The sequence below is a fragment of the Roseococcus sp. GW821-FHT12F05 genome (assembly GCF_058806835.1).
The window spans coordinates 403,882-427,278 of sequence record NZ_JBXAQB010000001.1 but is presented as its reverse complement, the minus strand read 5'-3'; the positions used below and the strand labels follow the sequence as shown (position 1 = coordinate 427,278).

The 23,397-nt window shown below is 73.4% G+C and carries 15 protein-coding genes; 5 read left to right on the top strand and 10 right to left on the bottom strand.

Annotation, left to right across the window (positions count from 1 at the left end; all coding sequences use genetic code 11):
* Positions 1-242: 242 nt before the first annotated feature.
* A complete protein-coding gene (locus AC1ROY_RS02175) occupies positions 243-1,820 on the top strand; it encodes an ABC transporter substrate-binding protein (RefSeq protein ID WP_493146701.1) in 1,578 nt (525 codons plus the stop codon).
* Positions 1,821-1,985: 165 nt separating this feature from the next.
* On the opposite strand, the gene AC1ROY_RS02170 is transcribed toward AC1ROY_RS02175, so the two are convergent.
* The 3 genes from AC1ROY_RS02170 to AC1ROY_RS02160 all read right to left on the bottom strand — a co-directional run bounded on the left by AC1ROY_RS02170 (position 1,986) and on the right by AC1ROY_RS02160 (position 4,210).
* The gene (locus AC1ROY_RS02170; RefSeq protein WP_493146699.1) at positions 1,986-2,408 is read right to left on the bottom strand and encodes a phasin family protein; all 423 of its coding nucleotides are present in this window, start codon (positions 2,406-2,408) and stop codon (positions 1,986-1,988) included.
* Between the two features lie 128 nt (positions 2,409-2,536).
* The gene (locus AC1ROY_RS02165; protein WP_493146697.1) at positions 2,537-3,193 is read right to left on the bottom strand and encodes a TetR family transcriptional regulator; all 657 of its coding nucleotides are present in this window, start codon (positions 3,191-3,193) and stop codon (positions 2,537-2,539) included.
* Between the two features lie 36 nt (positions 3,194-3,229).
* Complete coding sequence (locus AC1ROY_RS02160; RefSeq protein WP_493146695.1) at positions 3,230-4,210, bottom strand: Bug family tripartite tricarboxylate transporter substrate binding protein; 981 nt, start codon at positions 4,208-4,210, stop codon at positions 3,230-3,232.
* A gap of 79 nt (positions 4,211-4,289) precedes the next feature.
* Between AC1ROY_RS02160 and AC1ROY_RS02155 the strand changes: the two genes are divergently transcribed.
* Positions 4,290-5,531 (top strand): amidohydrolase family protein, encoded by a 1,242-nt coding sequence (locus tag AC1ROY_RS02155; protein WP_493146692.1) that lies wholly within the window; start codon positions 4,290-4,292, stop codon positions 5,529-5,531.
* A gap of 22 nt (positions 5,532-5,553) precedes the next feature.
* Positions 5,554-6,855 carry a leucine-rich repeat-containing protein kinase family protein gene (locus AC1ROY_RS02150; RefSeq protein WP_493146690.1) on the top strand — a complete coding sequence of 434 codons (1,302 nt, stop codon included), beginning with the start codon at positions 5,554-5,556 and terminating at the stop codon, positions 6,853-6,855.
* Positions 6,856-6,865: 10 nt separating this feature from the next.
* Here AC1ROY_RS02150 and AC1ROY_RS02145 read toward each other — a convergent pair whose 3' ends face one another.
* From AC1ROY_RS02145 to AC1ROY_RS02115, 7 genes are all read right to left on the bottom strand, one after another.
* Positions 6,866-8,140 carry an aspartate aminotransferase family protein gene (locus tag AC1ROY_RS02145; protein ID WP_493146688.1) on the bottom strand — a complete coding sequence of 425 codons (1,275 nt, stop codon included), beginning with the start codon at positions 8,138-8,140 and terminating at the stop codon, positions 6,866-6,868.
* 22 nt (positions 8,141-8,162) lie between these two features.
* Positions 8,163-9,212, bottom strand: a complete 1,050-nt coding sequence (locus tag AC1ROY_RS02140) for a phosphotransferase (RefSeq protein WP_493146687.1) — start codon at positions 9,210-9,212, stop codon at positions 8,163-8,165.
* A gap of 111 nt (positions 9,213-9,323) precedes the next feature.
* The gene (locus AC1ROY_RS02135) at positions 9,324-10,667 is read right to left on the bottom strand and encodes a capsule polysaccharide biogenesis protein (RefSeq protein ID WP_493146685.1); all 1,344 of its coding nucleotides are present in this window, start codon (positions 10,665-10,667) and stop codon (positions 9,324-9,326) included.
* A gap of 268 nt (positions 10,668-10,935) precedes the next feature.
* Positions 10,936-11,691, bottom strand: coding sequence for a formyltransferase family protein (locus tag AC1ROY_RS02130; RefSeq protein WP_493146684.1), 756 nt, complete (start codon positions 11,689-11,691; stop codon positions 10,936-10,938).
* Between the two features lie 24 nt (positions 11,692-11,715).
* On the bottom strand, positions 11,716-13,017 hold the full coding sequence (locus AC1ROY_RS02125; RefSeq protein ID WP_493146682.1) for an aminotransferase class I/II-fold pyridoxal phosphate-dependent enzyme: 1,302 nt from the start codon (positions 13,015-13,017) through the stop codon (positions 11,716-11,718).
* On the bottom strand, positions 13,014-20,186 hold the full coding sequence (locus tag AC1ROY_RS02120) for an SDR family NAD(P)-dependent oxidoreductase (RefSeq protein ID WP_493146680.1): 7,173 nt from the start codon (positions 20,184-20,186) through the stop codon (positions 13,014-13,016). The genes AC1ROY_RS02125 and AC1ROY_RS02120 overlap by 4 nt, the downstream gene beginning before the upstream one ends.
* A 247-nt stretch (positions 20,187-20,433) precedes the next feature.
* Complete coding sequence (locus AC1ROY_RS02115) at positions 20,434-21,672, bottom strand: glycosyltransferase family 4 protein (protein ID WP_493146679.1); 1,239 nt, start codon at positions 21,670-21,672, stop codon at positions 20,434-20,436.
* Between the two features lie 292 nt (positions 21,673-21,964).
* On the opposite strand from AC1ROY_RS02115, the gene AC1ROY_RS02110 reads away from it, so the two are divergent.
* Positions 21,965-22,399 carry a PaaI family thioesterase gene (locus AC1ROY_RS02110; protein ID WP_493146678.1) on the top strand — a complete coding sequence of 145 codons (435 nt, stop codon included), beginning with the start codon at positions 21,965-21,967 and terminating at the stop codon, positions 22,397-22,399.
* Positions 22,396-23,397 (top strand): asparaginase, encoded by a 1,002-nt coding sequence (locus tag AC1ROY_RS02105; protein ID WP_493146675.1) that lies wholly within the window; start codon positions 22,396-22,398, stop codon positions 23,395-23,397. Before AC1ROY_RS02110 ends, AC1ROY_RS02105 begins: the two co-directional genes overlap by 4 nt.

Here is a 23,397-nt window from a genome sequence, read left to right as displayed (position 1 = left end):
TGGACAGCGGCCACGCCCCGGCGCATGTCATCCGTGTCACCTGGGTGAGCGCCTATCCGCCCGATCAACCTTGCCCGTCCGCCGAAAGACGGCGGCCGAGCGTTGAGCGGGATCGGGCGCTGAGAGGCGGGACGTCATCCCGCGAGCCCTGGAACCTGATCCGGTTCGGACCGGCGAAGGGAGCGGTGCGCATCCTCGATGCATTCCCATCCCTGCGTCCCCGCGCCGCATGGAGGAAATGGATGGACCGTCGTTCCCTGCTGATGGCGCCGGCGCTGCTTGCCGCGCCGGCCCATGCCCAGACGTCCCGCGCGCGCACGCTGCGCTTCATGCCGCAGGCCGGGCTCGCGGTGCTGGACCCGATCTTCAACCCGACCACCATCGTGACCACGCACGGCTACTGCGTCTTCGACACGCTCTACGGCGCCGACCGGGCGCTGCGCCCGCATCCGCAGATGGCCGCCGGCCACGAGGTCTCCGCCGACGCCCTCACCTGGCGTATCACCCTGCGCGAGGGCCTGCGCTTCCACGACGGCGAGCCCGTCCGCGCGCGCGATTGCGTGGCGAGCATCCGCCGCTGGGCGATCCGCGACGGCTTCGGCCAGGCCCTCATGCAGGCGACCGCCGAGCTCTCCGCCGCCGACGACAGGACCATCGTCTTCCGCCTCGCCCGGCCCTTCCCGGCGCTGCTCGACGCGCTGGCCAAGCCCGGCTCCTCGCCCTGCTTCATGATGCCCGAGCGGCTCGCGGCGCAGCCCGCCGACCGCCCCATCACCGAGGCGGTCGGCAGCGGCCCCTGGAAGTTCCTGGCCGGCGAGTTCGTCCAGGGCGCCCGCGCCGCCTATGTGCGCAACGAGGCCTATATCCCCCGCGACGAGCCCGCCGAGGCGGCCGCCGGCGGCAAGCGCGTGCATTTCGACCGGCTGGAGCTCATCTGGATTCCCGATGGGGGCACGGCCGCCGCCGCGCTGCGCACCGGCGAGATCGACTGGGTCGAGTACCCGCTGCCGGACCTCGTCCCCGTGTTCGAGCGCGACCGCAACACCAGGACGCAGATCTACGATCCCAACGGCTTTCTCGGGTTTCTGCGCTTCAACTGCCTGCACCCGCCCTTCAGCGACGTCCGCGTCCGCCGCGCCATCCGCGACGTGATCGTGCAGCAGGACTTCATGTCCGCCGTCGCCCTGCCGCAGGACTGGCAGGAATGCCACGCCATGTTCCCCTGCGGCCTGCCCAACGTCGTCGAATCCACGCCCGCGACCCGCGGCGAGGCCGCCATGGACCGCGCCCGCGCCGCCCTTCGCGACGCCGGCTATCGTTTGGACGGAGGGGGCGAGCCCATCATCCACATCAACCCCAGCGACTTTCCCGCGGTGACCCAGCAGGGCCGCCTGACGGTGGACCTGATGCGGCGGCTCGGCGTGAACATCCAGGCGGTGGAGAGCGACTGGGCCACCATCATCGCCCGCCGCGCCAACCGGGCGCCGCCCGCGCAGGGCGGCTGGAACCTGCACAACACCAACGGCCCGGCGGCGACCATCGCCAATCCCGCGGTGAGCTGGACCATCCGCATGAACGGCGCCGCGGCCTGGCCCGGCTGGCCGGACGACGCGGCGGTGGAGGAGCAGGTCGCGGCCTGGGTCCAGGCGCCGGACGTGGCGGCGCAGGAGGCGGCGATGAAGAAGCTGCAGGAATTGCTGTGGGAGGCGGTGCCGATCGCGCCGACCGGGCTGTTCCGGCTGAGGACGGCGTTCCGGGCGGATCTCACGGGCGTGCTGCAGGCGCCCAACCCGATGCTGTGGAACCTGCGGCGTATTTAAGAAAAGCGGCTTCGCCTGAATAGCGCCTGGCCTTGTTAAGGCCTGCTTGAATTGGCGCTCGGCTTGAGAGAGGCGCCGCCTCTCTCAAATGCTGTCTCCGCTCGCGACCAGCCCTGGCAGGGAACCCGTTCCCCGCACCCTGAAACCAGCCGAGGCCCGCAGGCCTCAGCCCTTGTGCACGAGGCTCTTCACCTCTTCCAGCGCTTCGCCGAAGCGCCGGTTCAGCACGCCCACGGCCTCGCCGTTGGACTTCTGGATGAGCTCCGCGATCTCCTGCATGTTCGCGACCGCGCGCTCATAGGCCGACTTCATCATCTCGGCCTGCTTGGTCGCCTTGTCCTGCGGCGAGCCGTCGGTGGCCGCCAGGCTCTGCACCGCCTGGCTCATCTCGCTCATCGCCTGCTGCACGATTTCCATGTTGCGCTTGGCCACGGCCTGCGCGCCCTCCATGGCCAGCTTGTTCGCCGTCGTCAGCGCGTCGAGGTTGCGCTTCTGCGCCTCGGCGAGTGCCTGGAAGTCGGGCATGCTCGGCATCTTCATCGAACCGAACATCTTCATGATCTCGTCTGCATTGAAGCCGCTGCCCATGGTGCTCTCCTGACTTGACCTGGTTTCGGAAGCTTCCCTTCCTCAACCTTGCCGTTTCGGTTCAGTTTCGCTGCGAATGTGTGAAAAGGTACCCACCTTCGCAAGGTTCGGCCGCCAGGGTGCCAGCGTCAAACAGGATCGGCCGTCGCGCCGCTTTCGTCGAGCGTCTCGGCCATCGAGGTATCGGCGGCCGGCGCCGGTGCCTCCGGTTCCTTCGGGGCGAAGCCGAACATCCGCGCCAGCCGGTCCGCCCGGTCGAGCGCGCGGTCCAGCGCGGCCATGGTCGCCGAAAGATCGGCGCTCTCGTCCTTCTCCCAGGCGCGCAGCGTCGCCAGCCAGACCGTGCCCAGCCCCTTCGCCCGCAGCAGCCCGGACGGGCCGGTCGCGTCGAGCCCCGCCGCCTCCAGCATCCAGGCCATGGAGGGCAGCATCTTCGTCGAGAGCCAGAGCGCCAGCAGCGGCGCCGTCGGCAGGTCGTGCATCAGCCGGACCACGCCGGCGCGATCCGGCTGCAGCGCGTCGAGCCGGCGCATCAGCACGTCGAAGAGCCGGTCGCGCGCGCTGGCGCCGGGGTCGTCCACCGTGCCTTCCAGCACCATGGCGTCCACCGCGCGCCCATGCGCCTCCAGGATTCCCTGCGGGCAGTCGAAGGCCCGCCGCAGCTCCGCGAGCGGAATGCCCGCTTCGGCGGCAATGCCGCTGAAGGTGACGCCACGCCAGCCGCGATCGGCCAGGACGCGCCAGAAGGCGGGGATGATCGCATCGGGGGAGGTCGAGCCGCTCATGGCAGCAAGATCGGGCCTCGACTCCCCGGGCGCAAGCTAATCCGCCACGATATTCCCGGCGCGGATCACCTCCCGCCAGCGGTCGAGCTCGCCGCGGATCAGGGCCGTGTACTCCGCGGGCCCCATGTTCCCGGGCACCACGCCGATCGCGGCGAAGCGCTCGATCACGTTCGGGTCGGCCAGCGCCGTGCCGATCTCGGTGTTCCAGCGCGCGACGATCTCAGCCGGCACCCCGGCCGGCGCCGAGAAGCCGAACCAGTTGGTCGCGACGACTCCGGGGAAACCCGCCTCGATGAAGGTCGGCACCTCCGCCAGCGAGGCGGGCCGGGTGGCCTCGCTCGTCGCCAGCGGCCGTAGGCGCCCGCCGCGCAGATGCGGCAGCGCGATGGGCAGGCTCTCCATGATGGCCGGGATCTGCCCGCTGATCGTGTCCGTCAGCGCCGCCGCCGAGCCGCGATAGGGCACGTGGGTGAGGTCGATCCCTGCCTCGCGGGCGAGCACCTGACCGATCAGGTGGTTCAGCGTGCCGTTGCCGCCGGAGCCGTAGGTGATCTGGCCCGGCCGCGCCTTCACCTGCGCCACGAACTCCGCGACCGTCCGCGCCGGGAAGTCCAGGTTCACCGCCAGCACGCTGGGGAAGGTGCCGACCAGCCGGATGTGCGTGAAATCGCGCAGCGCGTCATAGGGCGTGTTGCGGTAGAGCACCGGCCCGATGCCATGCGAGGCCGCGCTCGACATCATCACCAGGTGCCGGTCGCCCGGCGCCTTGGCCAGGATGTCCGCCCCCAGCGCGCCGCCTGCCCCGGGACGGTTCTCCACGACGACCGGCTGCCCGAATTTGTTGCCGATGCTCGCCGCGAGGATGCGCGAGAGCGTGTCCGCCGCGCCGCCCGGCGGGAAGTTGATGATCCAGCGGATCGGCCGGTCGGGCCAGCCGGTCTGGGCAAGTGCGGGCGTGGCCAGAGCGCAAGTCGCGCCAAGCAGTATCGCACGGCGGTACAGTGGAGAAGGAAACATCGAAGCCTCGGGAGCGTGGGTTTTCATCATCGCCGGAATCGAGCAAACCTCGTGCCATTAGACCCGGAGTTGTCCTCATATGGAATTCGACCTGCTGCTGCGCCGCGCGCGCCTTGCCGATGCTGCACCCAATGGGCTGGTGGATATCGGCGTGAAGGGCGGCAACATCGCCGCCATCGCGCCCGATCTCGGGCAGGATGCCAAGGAAGTGCTCGATGTCGCCGGCAGCTTCGTCTCCCCCGGCTTCGTCGAGACGCATATCCACCTCGACAAGAGCTGCATCATCGACCGCTGCGGCTGCGCGCCCGGCCGCAACCCGCACCGCGCCATGGAGCGCGTCGCCGCCGTGAAGAGCACCTTCACCGTCGAGGACGTGAACGCCCGCGCGCGGGGCACGCTGGAGCGCGCGATCAGCCACGGCACCACCGTCATGCGCACGCATTGCGAGGTGGATCCCGGCGTCGGCCTGCGCGGCTTCCATGGCGTGAAGGCGCTGGTCGATGCCTACAAATGGGCCATCGACCTCGAGATCTGCGTGATGCCGCAGGAGGGTCTGCTCGACAGCCCCGGCACCGAGGAGCTGATGGTCGAGGCGCTGAAGACCGGCGCCACCGTGATCGGCGCCGCGCCCAATTACGACCGCGACCGCCACGGCCAGATCCGCCGCATCTTCGAGCTCGCGCAGGAGTTCGACGTCGACATCGACATGCATCTCGACAGCGGCACCGATCCGAACGACCTCGACGCGCTGCTGGTCTGCGATCTGACGGAGAAGATCGGCTGGCAGGGCCGCGTCGCCTTCGGCCACGGCACCAAGATCGCCAGCGCCACGCCCGCGCACCAGGACCGCATCGGCAAGCGCATGGCGGATGCCGGCGTCTCGCTCGCCGTGCTGCCGGCGACCGACCTCTTCCTGATGGGCCGCGACCAGGACCACAACATCCGCCGCGGCGTGGTGGATGCGCACCGGATGATGGCGCAGGGCGCGCTCTGCAACATCTCCACGAACAACGTGCAGAATCCCTTCACGCCCTTCGGCGACGCGCAGCTGATCCGCATGGCGAATCTCTACTGCAACGTGATCCAGCGCGGCGACGCGCACGAGCTGCGGCAGGCCTGGGACATGTTCACCACCAACTCCGCGAAGGTGCTGCGCCGGAAGGACTACGGCATCGCCGTGGGCAATCCGGCCGATCTCGTGGTGGTGGACGCGCCGACGCCGGTGGACGCGATCCGCTCCGTCTCGCCGGTGCTGGCCGGCTTCAAGCGCGGGCGGCGGAGCTTCACGCGGCAGCGGGCGGAGCTGCATCCGCCGGCCTGAGGACATCTGGCGGGAACGGCGCATGAGCCTCGCAAGCCTATATGCGCTGCGCGACGGGAAGCTGGCCGGTGCTCGCGAGCTCCGGCTGGCCGGCTGCGGCCTGGCCGAGTTCCCGCGCGAGATCTTCGGGCTGTCCGAGACCCTGGAGGTGCTGGATCTCGGCTTCAACGCCCTGTCCGCCCTGCCCGACGATCTGGGCCGCCTGCGACGCCTGCGGGTCCTGTTCTGCTCCGGCAATCGCTTCGAGCGCCTGCCGTCGGCGCTCGGTGATTGCGCGGCGCTGAGCCAGGTCGGCTTCCGGGGCGCCGGCATCCACGAGGTTCCCGCGGAGGCCCTGCCACCGCGGCTGCGCTGGCTCACCCTGACGGACAACCGGATCGAGACGCTGCCGGCGGCGCTCGGCCAGCGGCCGGCCCTGCGCAAGCTCCTTCTGTCCGGCAATCGGCTGCGGCACCTGCCGGAAAGCCTGGTCGAGGCGACCGACCTCGAATTGCTGCGCATCGCGGCCAACCGCTTCGAGGCGCTGCCGCGATGGATGGGCGCGCACCCGGCATTGGCCTGGATGGGCTGGGCGGGGAATCCCTTCGACCGGATCGCAATTCCCCCGGCGGGCCTCGCGAACTGGCAGGAGCTGGAACTTGGTCCTTTGCTCGGCGAGGGCGCATCGGGACGGGTGTACCGGGTGCTCCGGAAGGCGGAGCGCGAGGGAGTTCCACAGCCCGGCGCGCTCAAGCTCTTCAAGGGCGCGATGACCAGCGACGGCCTGCCCCGGCAGGAGATGGCAGCCTGCCTCGCCGCCGGCGGTCATCCCCAGCTGGTCGGCGCGCTCGGGCGGCTGAGCGGCCATCCCGACGGCCTGGAAGGCCTGCTGATGCCCCTGATCCCGGAGCATTGGCGCGTCCTGGCCGGGCCGCCCAGCCTCGAGAGCTGCACGCGGGATGCGTATGATCCGGGCCTGCGGATGGACGCGCCGGCAGCGCTCCGCATCGCGCGCCGGATGGCTGCTGCCGTTGCTCATCTGCACGGCCGCGGGCTGCTGCATGGCGACCTCTACGCCCACAACATCCTGTGGGACGGATCGACGGGCGAGGCGGTGCTGAGCGACTTCGGGGCCGCGAGCTTCCTGCCGCCCGACGCGGACGAGGTCCTTCAGCGCGTCGAGGTGCGGGCGTTCGGGCTGCTGCTCGAGGAGCTCCTGGCATGTGTCCGGGACGGCGCCGAGGACCTGCCGGTCCTCCATGACCTCCGGACGTGGTGCCTGCAGCCCCTGCCGGCGCAGCGGCCCTCCATGGCCGAGGTCGTCCGGGCCCTGGCCCCGGCATAGACCCCCTCGTTCACTGCGCCGCCAGCACCTCGTCGAAGGCCTCGAGGAAGGCGTCGGCGTGCTCCTGGCGGAACACCAGCGGCGGGCGGAACTTCAGCACGTTGCGGAAGATGCCGGCATTGCTGGTGAGGAAGCCCTTGTCCTTCAGCGCATCGACGATCGCGACGGTCCGCTCCGTGTCCGGCGTCTTCGCGCCATCGTCCCTGACGATCTCGACGCCGAGGAAAAGCCCGGTGCCGCGCACGTCGCCGATGAAGCCGTGGCCCGGCTTCCGCGCGGTCAGCGCCGCCTTCAGGCTGGCCCCGACCTCGGCGACATTCGCGGCGAGATCTTCCCGCTCGATATACTCGATCACCGCCAGCCCCACCGCCGCCTGCAGGGGGCTGGAGGCGAAGGTGTTGAAGTACCGCGTGCGCGCCCGGAACTCGTCCACCAGCGCCTTGCTCGCCGCGGTCGCGGCCAGCGGCAGCCCGTTGCCCATCGGCTTGCCGGTGACCACGATGTCCGGCGTGTAGCCGGTGGTCGTGTAGCCCCACCACGTGCCGGTGCGGCAATAGCCGGCCTGGACCTCGTCGGCGATCACGAGGCCGCCCGCCGCGCGGGCCATCTCGGCCGCCCGCGCCATGAAGCCGGCAGGGATGTCCGGCAGGCCCTCATTGGCCAGGATCGAGCACAGGATCAGCCCGGCGAAGCCTTCGGGGCTGGCCTGGAGGCTGCGGATCGCCTCCTCCAGCCGCGCCAGGTAGGCCTCGCACAGCTCCGCCTCATCAGCGCCCTCGACGATCGGCCGGTAGGTCTCGGGGAAGGGAAAGGAGCGCACCTCCGGGCTGGCATTCTGCCCGAGAGCCAGCCGCGTGAGCTTGCCCACGGCCTCGCTGTTGCCGTGATAGGTGGCGTTGGTGCAGACGATGCCCTGCCGGCCTGTGGCGAACCTTGCCATCCGCAGCGCGACCTCCACCGCCTCGGTCCCCGAGCAGCTGACGATCACGCTCTCGACATGCGGCCCATGCAGCCCGGCGAGACGCTCGCAAAAATCCAGGATGCCCTCGTGGAGATAACGGCTGTGCACGTTCAGCGTGCCCTGCTGCCGCGCCATCGCCTCCACGACATAAGGGTTGCCGTGCCCGATGCAGGGGACGTTGTTGTACATGTCCACGTAGCGGCGGCCGTCGGGGTCGTAGAGATACACGCCCTCGCCGCGCACCAGATGCAGCGGCGTCGTGTAGAACAGGGGCGCGCCGGTCCCGAGGACCTTGTCGCGCCGGACCAGAAGATCGGCAGTCATCGGCAGAAGCTCCTCGATCGCATCAGGCGGGATCGCCGCAGGCATCGCGCAGGGCCCGGACCGTGTCCGGCGCCCGCAGCTCCTGGATCAGGGCCACGCGGCGCCGAAGCAGGTCCGGGGTCATCGTGTAGTGGTCGTTGTCCGGCTGCGCGTGGCGATGATAGCAGGCGAGGGTGGCGCTCATGGCGGCGCGGGTGGCCAGCAGCAGCGGCATGATCGCGATCTCTTCCGGCAGCAGCGGGCTGATCGCGTGGTAGCGGCGCAGCACGTGGCCGGCGGCCTCGGCGATGGGCATGTCGTCGCCATGCTGGCAATAGGCGGCGATCGCGGCGTCGAAGACGATCGCCGTCTCCGCCATGTCGCCGAAATCGATCACGCCGGCGATCGCCGCGTGATCGTCGGGATCGACCAGGATATTGGCCTGGTTGAAGTCGTTGTGGACGACCTGCCGGCGCAGGCGCGGCTGGATCGGCGTCACCCGCGCCTCGAACTCGTCCAGGATCGGCAGCAGGGCCTCGCGCAGCTCGGCGGGGAGCACGCCCGCCACCTCGCGCAGCGCGAGCGCATGCGCGAGGTCCCACACGATGGGCACCGACGTCGCTTCATGCGCGAAGCCGACCAGCGCCGCCTGCAGCCGGGCCAGGAACTCGCCAGCGGCGGCGCGCTGGGCGGCGCTGCGGCGGGACATCCCGACCGGCAGGCCGTCGATCCAGGACAGCAGCCGCACCTGGTAGGCCTTGCCGGAGGCGTCGGCGACGCGCGCCTCCGCGGCCCCGTCCGGCAGGCGCACCACGCGCGGGACGGCCAGATCCGGCGCGGTGCGCGCGATATGATCAAGCGCCCCGAGCTGCATGTCCCGGAAGCGGGCATCCTCGGCCGGATTGGCGAATTTCAGGACGAATTGCCGGCCGTCCCCGGTGCGCAGCCGGAAGTTCGCGTCCCGCTCGCCCCGGAGAGGGCGGGGCTCCGCGCGCAGCCCCCACAGCGACCAGGCCACGTCGCGCGCGGTCTCGAGCCCGATGGCCGGAGGGCGGATCGTCATCACGTCGAAGATCGCGGACGGCACCGTCATCCTTCAGCCTCGTCATCGGCATGTCCGACGGCGAAGCGTCCGGATCGCCTTCAATCGAGCATGCAGGGCCCTGCGGTTCAAGGCGCCGCACGGGCCGTCCGGCCGCCGCCGTCAGGCGATTCCGCTGGGCCGGAAGATGTCCAGACTCCGCGCGGGCGCGGTCGTGACGGCGGGCCCGGCATCCGGCCGCGGCAGCAGCGAGAAGTCGGCGAGGCCTGCCTCCAGCCGGTCCGCCGTGGCCTTCACCGCCGCCGCGACGCCCCCGGCCGAGTAGAAGCCGCCCCGCACATGCAGGTGGTGCCCGATCCCGCGCAGGAAGGCGTCGGTCAGCGCCGCGTCCGGCACCCGGGCCTCATGCCAGAAGCTGTCCAGCCCGTCCTCATGCGTCATCCCCGGCACCCGGTACAGCGCGTCGCCCAGCGCGATGACCGGCTTGCCGAACTGCAGCGCGCGGATGCCGGCGGTGCTGTTCACCGTCGCCACGCCCGTCGCGCGGCGGATGAGCGGGTCGAGCGGGATCGCGTCCACCAGGTGCACCCGGTCCTCGACGCCGACCCGCCGCGCCATGCGCGCGAGCCGCGCCGTCCAGTGCTTCATGCCGGGATCGAGCGGGTGCACCTTCACGGCGAGATGCGCGTCCGGGGGGGCGTGGCGGGCGAAGCTGCGCACCGCCTCGCGCAGCGCCGTGTCCATGTCCGGATAGGGCGAATAGGCCCGGATGGAGTAGTCGTTCTCCATCTGCATCGCGAAGAGGAAGAAGGGCGCGTCCTCCGGCAGGTCCGCGATCAGCGCCTCCGCCCGCCGCCGGGTCCGCCCGCGCAGGACCAGCCGCCAGGCCGTGCCCAGATAGGCCGGGATGATCGGATGGAGCTGGAAGCTCTGGAAATGCGGGAAGGGCCAGAAGGCCAGGTTGGCGAGGTGGAACAGCACGTCCCACCGCGCCTGGGACGGGAAGTGGTCGGCGAAGTACCGCACCTCGTCGATCGGCGGCAGCCCCTCGGCCAAGGCGAGGATGGAGGCCGGGTCGCGCGGGAAGTGCGAGAGGGCGTTGTGGCCGTCGCGCTCGACGATGATCCAGTCGGGCCGGATGTAGCCGAAGTCGGTCGCCGTCACGGCGACGCCGCGCGCCTTGGCGGCCGCGATGGCGATGCGATGGTAGGGCCGCTGCTCGCCCAGCAGGAGGAGATCGGTGACGGCGTGGTCGTCGAGCACGCGCTCGACATGGGCGCGCCATTCGCCGAGACGGCCCTGGAAGTCCTCGACGGAGATGCCCGTCGCCTGGAAGTCCTGCCATTCCCGCTCCGGCCAGAAGAGGCCCTTCCAGAGGAGGCGGTCGCCGAGGCACACGTTGATGCGGTGCACGGCATGCCCGCGCGTCCTGAGCGTCGCGGCGAGGGCCGGGAAGAAGGGGCTGATCGGACCCTGCAGGAAGAGGAAGCTGCGGGGAGGGGTCATTGCGACGCCCTCGGGCGCGTCGCGCCGCAGGCGCGCTGTTCACACGATATGCCGCAGGCGCGCTGTTCACACGATATGCCGCAGGCGCGCTGTTCACACGATATGCCGCAGGCGCGCTGTCCGCACGATATGCCGCAGGCGCGCCGTCCGCACGACGCGCGCGCTCGGCTTCGCCGCGCTGCCGGGGCAACTCCGCCTGTGAAGGCGAGCACGACGCGGCCGGATGCTCCAGGGGCCGGCTCCGTCCGGGCGGGGCGGTCCTCGCCCCTCACCTCCGCCACCCGCCGGCCGGGGCGCGCCAGGCTGCCGTCACGTCGCCGCGGCCCAGCAGCCGGACACCCGCACGCCGGCGCTCGGCCGCGCCGGGCCAGCCGCGATAGGGCAGCGGCTCGGGCGGGGCGGGCGCTTCCTTGCCGGCCTCGATGCGCTCCAGCACCTCCTCGAGCAGCGGCAGCGCCGCGAGGTGCAGCGCCCGTGCCGCCGCGAGGGCCGAGCTCCCCGCCGGCACCGCGACCGCGCGCTGGGCCCAGATGCCGCCGGCGTCGATGCGCGGCACCAGCGCGTGGACGGAGACTCCCGTCGCCCCCTCGGCCAGTCCGAAAAAACCCGGGATCGGCCCGCGATGGCGCGGCAGCAGCGAGGGATGCACGTTGATCCCGCCCCGCACCGGCACGGCCAGCACCGCCGGGCCGAGGATCCGGTCCAGATGGAAGCTCACCAGCAGGTCGGCCCCCGTCTCGCGCAGCGCGGCCTGCATGTCGGCCTCAGCGGCCAGCCGCAGCGTCCGGATGCCGCGCTCGGCGCAGAGGCCCGAGAGCCGCCGCGGCTGCCGCAGCGACGAGCCGAGCGGCGGCAGCAGGTGGTTCACCGCCAGATAGGGCAGGATTCCCGGGCCGGCGCCGCGCAGGGCCCGCCAGGTGGCCCGATGCGCGGCCAGCGGCGGCGAGTGGCCCACCAGCACAAGCCGGTCCGCCTGCCGTTCCGCGAACCGCAGCACCGCCTCGGCGCTTCCCGCGCTCTCCATCGTGAACAGGGCAATCCGCAAACGCTAAGCCGCCTCGCGCGCCACCCGTGACAGGGCCTGTACCGTTTCGTCAATCTCGGCGTCACTGTGCTCGGCACTGAGGAAGAAGCGCAAGCGTGCCTGGCCTTCCGGCACCACGGGGAAGACGATGGGCTGCACGTTGATCCGCAGCTCCAGCAGCCGCTCGGCCGCGCGGGCGGTCGCCACGCTCTCGCCGAGGATGACCGGCACGATGGCCTGGCCCACCGAGCCGCCCGTGTCGAAGCCCGCCGCCCGGGCCTGGTCGCGGAAGCGCCGGGCGACCGCATGCAGCCGCGTCACGCGCCAGGGCTCGGCCTGCATGATCCCCAGCGCGCATTCGGCGGCGGCGGCCAGCGGCGGCGCCATGCCCACGGAATAGACGAAGCCCGGCGCCGTGTGGCGCAGCAGGTCCACCAGCGCATGGCTGCCCGCGATGTAGCCGCCGCAGGAGGAGAGCGTCTTGGACAGCGTCCCCATCCAGATGTCCACCAGGCCCGGATCCACCCCCTGCGCCTCGAAGATGCCGCGCCCCGTCGGGCCCAGCACGCCCAGCGAATGCGCCTCGTCCACCATGAGCCAGGCGTCGTGCTTCCGGGCGACCTCGCTGAAGCGCGCCAGCTCGGGCACCGTGCCGTCCATCGAGTAGTGGCCCTCGATCAGCACCAGCGCCCGGCCGTGGCGGTGCCGCTCGGCGGCGAGCAGGGCCGCCGCCGCCTCCCAGTCGTTGTTGGGGAAGGCCAGCCGCCGCGCGCGGGAGAGGCGCACGCCCTCGGTGGCGCTGTTGTGCACCAGCGCGTCGTGGACCACGAGGTCCTCGGGCCCCAGCAGGTGGCCGATGACGGAGACGTTGGTCGCATGGCCTGAGACCATGACGATCGCCTCCTCGGCCGCATAGTTGGCGGCGAGCGCGGCCTCCAGCGAGCCGTGCACCGGCCGCTCGCCCGAGACGAAGCGCGAGGCGGAGGCCGAGACGCCATGCCGCGCGATGGCCTGCCGCGCGGCTTCCGCGACGCGCGGATCGCCGTTCAGCCCGAGGTAGTTGTAGGAGGAAAAATTCACGTATTCGGCATTGCCGATGACCGTGCGCGCGCCGGCGATGCCCTCATGCGGGCGGAAGAAGGGGTTGGACAGCCCCATCTGCCGGCCCAGCGCGCGGGTCGCCGCCACCTCGCGCGCCGCCGGCAGGGTCGAGAAGTCGCGGGCCGAGGCGGGCGCCACCTGCGCCGCGGCCGGCGCGGACCGCCCGGAGAGGCGGCGCAGCAGCGCAGACCGGTCGGCCTCGGACAGCCCCCGGCCAGCGGTCATTCCGCGGCCTCGCGCGCCGTGGGCACCTGGGCGAGGATGGCGCGGGCGAGCGCGTTCACCGTCAGCTCCTCCGTGACGGCCTGGAGCGGGATCGAGACCGAGAAGCGGCGCTCCAGCCCCGTGCGCAGCTCGATGCTGCCCAGGCTGTCCAGCCCGAGGCGCGGCAGCGGCGTGTCGGCCGGCACGGCGCCGGGCGGCAGCCGCAGGATGCGCGCGACCTCGCGCGCCACCAGCCGGCGCGCGATCTCCAGCCCGGCCTCGGGCCCGGCCTCGGCGATGGCGCGCAGCGGGTCCTCCTCGCCGGCATCGGCGGCGAAGGCGCCGGTGAGCGGGGCGAAGGCGGGCTCGGCCAGCAGGCGCAGGCTGCGATGCGCCGCCTCCCAGTCCACCCGGGCGAGGCCGATGACGGGCAGGCCGCTGGCCAGCAGCGCGGGCAGCGCGCCCAGCGCCTCGGCGGAGCTCAGCGCCGTCGCGCCCAGGCGCTGCGAGAGGGCGGCGGCGTTGGGCGAATCCCCGGCCAGCACGCCGGCATCGGCGATCGGGCCCCACTGCACGGCCAGCGCCGGCCAGCCGGCGGCGTGCCGGCGCCGGGCCAGCGCGTCGAGGGCGGCGTTGGCCGCCACGTAGGCCGCCTGACCCGGGCTGCCGATCGGCACCGTCGCCGAGGAGAAGAGCAGGAAGAGCCGCAGCGCGTCGTCCCGGGTCAGCCGGTCGAGATTCTCCGCGACCGTCGCCTTCGCGGCCCAGACCGCGGCGACCGCGGCCGGATCGAGCCGGGCCGCGACGCCGTCGGCGAAGACCGCGGCGGCGTGGACCACGCCCTCGATCGGCGGCATGCCGGCGCGGATGCCGTCCAGCGCGGCGGCCAGCGCCTCGGGATCGGCCGCGTCGGCGGCGATCATGCGCGCATCGGCGCCGAGCAGCCGGAGCCGCGTCAGCGCCGCCGCGGCGCCCGGCGTGGCGGGACCGCGCCGTGAGACGAGCGCGAGATAGCGGATGCCCTGAGCCGCCAGCCAGCAGGCCGCCTCCAGCCCGAAGCCCGCGGCGCCGCCGACCACGACCACGGTGCCCTTGGGCCGCCAGTCATGGGCCGCGGCCTCGGCGAGCTCGGCCGGCGGGGTGATGACGAGCTTGCCGATATGCCCGCCCGCCTGGAGCTGGCGGAAGGCCTCCTCCGCCTGGCCGGATTCGTAGACGCGGGTGGGCAGCGGCCGGATCGCGCCGTCCTCCAGCCGCGTCGCCAGCGAGGCGAGCATGCGCGAGGCGAGCGCCGGCCGGTGCCGCGCCACCTCGTCGAGGTCCACCGCGAACCAGGCGACGTTGCGCCGCATGGGGCGGAGCGTGACGCGCCGGGCCTCAGCGAAGTCGCGCTTGCCGAGCTCCAGGAAGCGGCCGAAGGGCGCCATCAGTCCCAGGCTGCGCTCCATCGCCTCGCCAGAGAGCGAGTTCAGGCAGACGTCGACGCAGCCCTCGCCCGGCGGGGCGGGCCAGACGGTCCGCAGCCGCTCGGCGAAGCTGCCGTCGCGGCTGTTGAGCGCGACCTCGGCCCCGGCCGCGCGGAGGAAGGCGCGGCGCGCCTCGGTGCCGGCGGTGACGGCGACCCGCGCGCCCGCGGCCAGCGCCACCTGCAGCGCGGCGAGGCCGACTGCGCCCGCGCCGCCATGGATCAGCACGCGCTCGCCGGGCTGGATGCGCGCCAGCCCCTCCAGCGCGTGGATGGCGGTGAGGAAGGCGACCGGCAGGCTGGCCGCCTCCTCCATGCCGAGGCCGCGCGGCAGCGGCGCCAGCGCGGCGGCCTGGGTGATGGCGCGGCTGGCCAGGGCGCGCGGGGCGAAGCCGAACACCGCCTGGCCCGGCCGCAGCGCGACGCCCGCGCCCACCGCCTCGACCACGCCGGCCGCCTCCATGCCGAGGCCGGGGCCCGCGAAGCCGGGCTGCAGGGCCTCCTCGGGCAGCAGGCCCTGGGCCCACATCACGTCGCGGAAGTTGAGGCCGGCGGCGGCGACGCGCAGCAGCACCTCGCCCGGCCCCGGGGCCGCGCGCAGCTCCGGCGCCGCCTCCCAGGCGAGGCTGCCGAGCTGGCCCGGCGCCGCGACCTCCAGCCGGCGCGGGCCGGCGGGCGGCGGGCCCGGCGGCAGGGCGGCGGCCAGGCGGGGCACCAGCCGGCCCGAGGCGGTAAGGCGCTGCTCCGCCTCCGCATCGGCCGGGTTGAGCAGGGCGGCCGCGAGTCGGCTCGCCGCCTCGGCCGGCGACAGCTCGGGCGCGACGTCGTGCCGCTGCGGCCTGAGGCCGGGCATCTCGTTGGCCAGCACGCGGGCCAGCGCCATCTGGCCGGCGGCGGCCAGCCCGCGCTCGCCGCCGCGCGCGACGACGTGGAACTGCGCCGCGACCCCGTCCGCGACGGCGGCGAGATGCGCGAGCGGGACGAGGCTTTCCGCCTCGGGCGCCGGCAGGGCGATGACCGCGGCGCCGCGCAGCAGGCGGGGCGCCGGATCGGCCGGCAGATGCGCGACATGCGCGCCGGCGGCCGCCAGTGCCTCGGCCAGCGCCTCGCCCAGCAGCCGCTGCGTGCCGCTCGCCCAGAGGACGAAGCGCCGCGCCGGCGCGGCGTGCAGGAGCTGGCCGCCGGCGGGCTTGGCGGCGGCGATCAGCGCCGCGTCCCAGGGCAGGGCGGGCAGCGGGATCTGGCGCGGACGGGGCCAGCCGCCGGCGGTCATCACCGCCGTCCAGCCGGCGGCGTCGCGCAGCCGGGGCGCCGACCACCAGCCGGGCGCGAGGCCCTCCGTGAGATCCCAGAAGAGGCCCGGCATGGGCTCGGCCAGCAGCACGGCACCGCCCGGGGCGGTGGCGGCGCGCAGCGCCTCGGCCAGGAGATGCGTGGCGGGCCGGCGCAGCGAGAGGGCGAGGCCGAGCACGAGGTCCGCCGCGGCCGGCGGCGTCGCGTCGACGCCGGGATCCCAGGCGGCGAACTCGGCCTCGGTCCCGGGCGGCAGGGCGGGCGGGCGGGCGCCGGGCAGGTGGGTGACGGTGAGGCGCAGCGCCGCGCCGAGCGGCGCGAGGGCCTGGCGCAGCGCGGGCAGCAGCGGCCCGTCCTCGGCGCCGACGACGAGCACGCGGCAGGGCCGGCCCCGGGGCCAGTCGCGCAGCAGGGCGGCGGCGCTCTCCGCCAGCGCGGCGGCGAGGCGGCGCAGGCTCTCGGCGCCGGTGGGAAGCGTGGCGGGCGCGGTGGGGCGGCCGGCCAGGGCGCCGGGCAGCGCCTCCGCGGCCTCGGCCAGCACCGCCAGCTCCTGCGCCAGGATGGGCTGCTCGAAGAGCACCTGCTGCCAGATGGCGCCGGGCGAGGGCAGCGCGCCGGCATCCGGCCCCAGCGCCCGGGCGCGGGCGCGCAGCGCCTCGGCGAGCGGGCCTTCGGCGGTCTCCGCCCCGGCCGCGAGGCTGGCCGCGACCCCGTGCGCGGCGAGCAGCAGCGCCGCGTCGTCCAGCATCGGCAGGGGCGTGCGGGGCGGCTGCAGCGCGCCGGGGTCGAACGGCGGCGGCGGCTCGGGCCAGGCGGCGGGCAGCGGCGCGGGGCGCCACTCGGTGTGGAAGGCGGGCGCCTCGCCGGCCTGGGCGGGGCGGGGCAGGCGCTGGAAGAGCGCGCCGGTCACCACCGCCAGCGCCGTGCCGGTCGCGTCGCGCAGCACGAGGCCGGCGGTCGCGCCGCGGCGCCCGGCATGCTCCAGCGCGAGGTCGGCCGAGACCGCCAGCGCCGCGCCGCGCCGGGCGGCCACGCGGCCGAAGCGCACCGGCACGAAGCCGGTGCCCTCGGCGTCGCCCTCGCCGCCGAGCAGGCCCAGGAAGCCCTGCATGGCGCCGTCCAGCCGCACGGGATGCAGGTGGAAGCCGGCATCGCCGGGCGCGGCCTCCGGCAGTTCGAGCCGGACCTCGCCGCGGCCCGTGGCGGCATCGGCGCGCCAGCCGGCGACCGGCCGGAAGGCGGGACCGTAGGACAGCCCCTCGCGCGCGGCGCGCGCGGTGAGCGCCGCGGAGTCGCGCCAGGCGCCCCGGGCCTCGCGGATCGGGATCTCGGGCAGGACGGCGAGCGGCGTCACGCGGCCCGTGGCGTGCAGCGTCCAGCCCTCGTCGGAGAGCCGGCGCCGCGCCTCCAGCGTGAAGCCGCCCTCGGCATCCAGCCGGACGCGCGTCTCGCGCGTGACGTCGTCGGCGAGCGGCAGGGCGCGCAGGATGGCGAAGTCCGCGACCTCCAGCGCCGCGGCGGCGCGATGGCGCAGGAAGCCGGCCTCCAGCGCCATCTCCAGCATGGCGGCCGCCGGCAGCACCGGATGGCCGCCCAGCGCATGGTCGGCGAGCCAGGGCTCCTCCAGCGTGTCGATCGTGCGGCGCCACTCCTCGCCCGATTCGGCGCCGACATGGCGGAAGCCGATCAGCCGCCCCTCGGGCACCGCCTCCACCATGCCCTGACTCTCGACGCTGCGGGCGAACCAGTGCGGGCGGAGGGCGAAGGGCGAGGCCGGCAGGTCGCGCGTGGCGGGGCCGGCGAAGCCGGGGGCGCCGCGCGGGTCGGCGCCTTGCGCGGCCGCCTGATCGGCGATGGCGGGGAAGGGATCGGCCGCCTCGGCCATTCCCTCGGCGAGCTGGCTGCGCCGCAGGCTGGGCAGGATCGCCGCCTCCTGCCCGGCCGCGCGCAGGGTGGAGCGCAGATAGCCCTGCAGCACCGCATTGGCGCCGATTTCCAGGAAGACCGCCGGACGCAGCGCCGCCGCGGCGCGCACCGCCGCCTCGAAGCGCACCGGCTCGCGCAGGTTGCGCCACCAATAGGCGGCCGTGCAGGCCTCGCGCGCCAGCGCCTCGCCGCTGACGCTGGAGATCATCGGCACCCGGCTGTCGCCGGCGCGCAGCCCGCGCAGCCCCTGCACCAGCACGTCGCGCACGGGATCCATGGCGGCGGAGTGGAAGGCGTAGTCGAGGTCGAGCGGGATCCAGGTCAGCCGGCGGGCCTCGGCGGCCTCGCCCAGCCGCGCCAGCGCGGCCTCGGGCCCGGCGAGGGTGAGCGAGCCCGGCGCGTTGAGCGCGGCGATCTCCAGCAGTGCCTCCCCGGGGCGGTGGCAGGCTGCGATCAGCGCCTCGGCCTCGGCCACCGTGGTGCCCAGCGCCGCCATGCGGCCGTTCCCGCGCGTGGCCGCCTGCGCCCGGCTGCGCGCGACGATGAGCCGCGCGGCCTGGGCGAGGCTCAGCAGCCCGGCGGCCTGCGCCGCCGCGACCTCGCCGACGGAATGGCCGAGGCAGATGGCGGGCGCGATCCCCTCGGCCGCCAGCGCGGCCACGATGCCGTACTGGATGGCGAAGAGCAGCGGCTGCGCGACCTCGGTGGCGGCCAGCGCCTCCGCTGAGGCCTCCTCGCGCAGGACGGTGGTCACGGACCAGCCGAGATGCGGCCGGAGCGCGGCATCGGCCCGGGCGATCGCCTCGCGGAAGGGCTTGCTGCCGCGCATCTCGGCTGCGGCCATGCCGGACCATTGCGCCCCGTTGCCGGAGAAGACGAAGGCGACGCCGCGCCCGGGGCCTGCGGCGCCGGGGGTGACGCCAGCCGGCGTCTCGCCGCGCCGGTGGGCGGCCAGGAGCTCCGCCCAGCCTTCGCCGTCGCGCGCGCCGCGCAGCACGAGCCGGTGCGGCAGAAGGTCGCGATGGCGGGCCTGGCCGCGGATCATCGCCAGCGCGCGCGGCGCGGGGAGGCCGCGCAGGCGCCCTTCCCAGGCCTCGGCGAGCGTGTCGAGCTGCGCGGCGCTGTGGGCGGAGAGCAGCAGCGGGGGCGGCGCCCCGCGCGGGCCGGATCGGGCGGGCTTCGGTGCCCCGTCCTCGCGGATATCCTCGGCGCGCCCCAGCGCGACGCAGGCATTCGTCCCGCCGAAGCCGAAGCTGTTCACCGCGACGGCGCGGCCGCGGAAGGGCATGGGCGCCGTGGCCGGGACGAGCCCGTGCCGGTCGAAGGGGATCGCCGGATTGGGGATCTCGGCATGCAGCGTGGCGGGGATGCGCCCGCTCTCCAGCACATGCAGGCCCTTGAGCAGGCCGACCAGGCCGGAGGCCGCCTCGGTATGGCCGATGTTGCTCTTCGCCGAGCCGATGGGCAGCGGCGCGCTGCGCCCCGCCGTCGCGGCGCGGGCGATGGCGGCGGCCTCGATCGGATCGCCCGCCGGCGTGCCGGTGCCATGCGCCTCGAAATAGCCGAGCGCCTCCGGCGCCAGCCCCGCGCGGGCCAGCACCTCGGTGATGAGCGCCGACTGCGCCTCGCCATTGGGCAGCGAGATGCCGGTGGTGCGGCCGGCCGCGTTCACGCCGCTCGCCAGGATCACGCCGCGGATGCGGTCGCCGTCGCGCCGCGCGTCGGCGAGCGGCTTGAGCAGCAGCACCACGCCGCCCTCGGCCCGCACATAGCCGTCCGCGCCCGCGCCGAAGGCCTGGCAGCGGCCGCGCTTCGACAGCATCCCCGCCCGCCAGAAGCCCACGAAGGGATAGGGCGAGAGCATGAGGTTCACGCCGCCCACCACCGCCGCGGTGGCGTGCCCGGCCCGCAGCGCCTCGCAGGCGGCGTCGAGCGCGACGAGGCCGGAGGAGCAGGCGGTGTCCAGCGTCATGGCCGGGCCGCGCAGGTCGAAGACATGGCCGAGCCGGTTGGCGGCGATGGAGAGCGCGCCGCCCGTCATGATGTAGCGGTCGGCGCTGCCATTGTCCTGCTGGCGGATGTCCGCGTAGTCGGTGGTGGAGGCGCCGACCCAGACGCCGATCTTCCGGCCGGCGGCCTCGCCCTCGGGCCAGCCGGCATCCTCGAAGGCGCGGCGGGCGAGCATCAGCAGCAGGCGCTGCTGGGGGTCCATCTCGTCGGCCTCGCGCGGGGAGAGGCCGAAGCCGATCGCGTCGAAGCCCGCCACGTCGCCGATGGTGCCGGCGCGGAAATGCAGCGCGCGGCCGACCTCGCCGGGGCGGGGATGCAGGAACCGGGACTGGGTGAATCGGTCGGCGGGGAGCTCGGTGACGGCGTCTCGGCCCTCGTCGAGGAGCTGCGCGAAAGCCGGGAGATCCGGCGCGCCCGGCAGGCGGCAAGCGGCGCCGATGACGGCGATGGGCGCCGAACCATCGTTCCCCCGCCCTCCCGTCAAGCGCGTGCTCATGCCCATCCCGATCCGTCCGCCAAACCCGTCCAGGCTCTCACCTATATGTGTTGCGATGCAATATGATGTGACATCGGATTAACGTATTGCAACCACGAAGAGTATTCCCAGCTATTTATCGCATTTGTCAGGTTTCCGGACAATTTGAACGAAACACCTCGTCGAAGACGTCAGTTTCGCGCCTCCCTTGTCATCAAGGTCTGTCACATGTTTCGGTATCCGGCGACCTGTCCTTCTGGCAAGGCCGTCAGGCGTGCCGGAACAGCGAGGCGGCGGGCACCTCGGATCCGGCCAGGTGTTGCAGGAAATGCTCGACGGCCGAGAAGTGGCGGCCCCAGCTCGGCGCCGTCCATTGCGCCAGGCGGCCAAGCTGCGCCGCCCGGCGGGCGCTGTGCGGCTCGGCCATCTCCAGGATCGTGCGGCGCCAGGCGAGGAAGTCCAGCGGATGCAGGTACTCCGGCACGCCGCCGCCGACCTCGCGCGCCGCCGGGATGTCGGAGGCGATGACCGGCGTGCCCAGCGCCATCGCCTCGGCCAGCGGCAGGCCGAAGCCCTCGACGAAGCTCGGGCAGAGCAGGGCGGTCGCGCCCTGGACGAGATGCGCGACCTCCTGGTCCGGCAGGCGGCCGCATTCCTCGACGAGGCCGCCGAAATTCCCGCGGTCCAGCAGGCGGAACACCTGCTCGTTCTCCCAGCCGCGGCGGCCGATGATCAGCAGGCGCGGCGCGTCCGCCAGGCCCTGGATGGCGAAGTCCCGCCAGATCTGCAGCGCGAGGAGGTGGTTCTTGCGCGGCTCGATGGTGCCCAGCATCACGAAATACGGGTGCGGCGAGGGCGGGCCGCGCCGCGGCGCCGGCAGGTCGAGCCCGAGGCCCATCACGCCCATGGGCGGCAGCGGCTGCTGCCCGCGGATCAGGTGCGACCGCACGCTCTCCGCCACGGTCTCGGTCGTCACCATCACGCCGGCGGCGCGGCGGGCGACCATGTCGAGCTTGGCCACGTGCTGGCGGGTCGCGAGGGGGCGGGTGTATTCCGGATGGGTCAGCGGGATCAGGTCGTGCAGCAGGGGCACGAATCGGGCGCCCAGCGAGATCATGCCGCCGGTCGCGCGCTCGTGGTGCAGGGCGCGGTGGGAGACGATGAGGAAGAGGCTGTCGCCGCGCGCCGCGATCCGCCGCGCGAGCTCGCCGCGGCCCATGCCCCAGAACTTGAAGGAGAGCGCCGCGGCCGCCATGGCGCGGAAGCGCGTGAGCATCCCTTCCTTGCCGGGGAAGACGGCGCGGTCGGCCTCCTGCAGCAGGGCGTGCGCCAGGCTGTCCGGCAGGGCGGCGAACCAGCCCCAGGGCGATTGCGCGACGAAGGTGACGTCCTTGGCGGGAAGCCCGCGCCAATGCCGGGCATGGGCGAACTCGACGCGATCGATCCCGCTGGGCTGACCGGCCCAGGCCAGGCCAAGAAGGCGGGAGATGTCGAGCACGATATGCACGCCGTCACGCTCCTGGGCCGATGGCCGGTTGCGGGTACGCCGGCCGCAAGGCAGGGACACCCGGAAGGTCTTCGTCGCATCCGGCGCCTAGGTTACGCAGCCGGATAATTTGTCTCGGCGACCCTCCTGGGCCGCTCCGCTCCACCGCGCTGCCTTCCGTCCCAGTCAAGGGCGATCTTCCGGCACGGTGGCCCGCCGGGCAAGCCTCAAGACCAGCCCGTCGCCCTCCATTGACACCCACCACCGTTAATTCACGGTTAATGGAGCACCGAGGCGAGAAAAAGGCGAGCGCATGAGCATTTGGCGTCAACCCACCACGCCGGAGGAGATCCAGGCCCGAAGGGGCGACAGCGTGAACACCCTGCTCGACATCGTGATCACCGAGATCGGGCCGGACTTCATCAAGGGCGAGATGCCGGTGGACGGCCGCCACGTGCAGCCCTTCGGCATCATCCATGGCGGTGTCTCGGTGGTCCTGGCCGAGACGCTGGGCAGCCTGGCCTCGCTGATGGCCTGCGAGCCGGGCTTCCACGCCGTCGGCCTCGAGGTGAATGCCAACCACCTCCGGCCCCTCCCCAAGGGGGACCGCGCCTACGGGCTCTGCACGCCGGTCCGGATCGGCCGCAGCGTGCATGTCTGGAACATCGAGCTGCGCCGCGGCGACGGCGAGCTCACCTGCGTCTCCCGCCTGACCACCGCGATCCTCGAGAGGAAGAAATCCGCATGACCACCCGCCCGAAGATCGCCGTCATCGGCACCGGAGGCACGATCAGCTCCATGGGCCGCGGCCCCTTCGACATCGCGGACTACGCGACGCTCGGAAAGGTCATGACCTCGGCGCAGCTCCTGGAGTTCTGGCCGCAGGTGCAGGAGGTCGCGGAGGCTTTCGCCGTGCCGTACAAGGCGGTGGCCTCCACCGCGCTCGGCCCGGCGGAATGGCTGGAGCTGGTGCGCCTCTGCGACGAGACGGTGGCGAAGCACCCGGACATCGACGGCATCGTCATCACCCACGGCACCGCGACGCTGGAGGAGACGGCCTACTTTCTCTCCCTGACGGTGAAGGTCGAGGTCCCGGTCGTGGTGGTCGGCGCGCAGCGGCCTTCGACGGGCCTCTCCTCCGATGCCGGCATGAACCTCGCGAACGCCTGCCGCGTCGCCGGCGACCCGCGCGCCCGCGGCCTCGGCGCGCTGGTGCTGCTGAACGACGAGATCCACGCCGCGCGCGAAGTCACCAAGACCAGCACCAGCCGGCTGCAGACCTTCCGCACCCCGGATTTCGGCGCCCTCGGCCATGCCGATGCCGACGGGATCGCCTGGTACCGCCGGCCGCTGCGCAAGCTGGGCCGGGAGACGGAGTTCGACGTCCGCCAGCGGGCAAGCCTGCCGCGGGTGGACATCGTCTACTCCTATGCGGGCGCGGATGGTGCTGCGGTGCAGGCCTTCGTGGCGGCGGGCGCGCAGGGGCTGGTCTCGGCCGGCTTCGCGCCGAGCTTCGTCACCCCGGCGCTGGGCGAGGCGATGATCGCGGCGATCAAGGCGGGCACGCCCATCGCGGCCAGCACCCGGGCCGGCTCGGGGCGCATGTTCTACACGACGCGGATGCGCGAGGCCGGCTTCGTGAATGCCGACAACCTGAACCCGCAGAAGGCGCGGATCCTGCTCATGCTGGGGCTCACGGTGACGAAGGAGCTGGCGGAGCTGAACCGCATCTTTTCCGAGTACTGA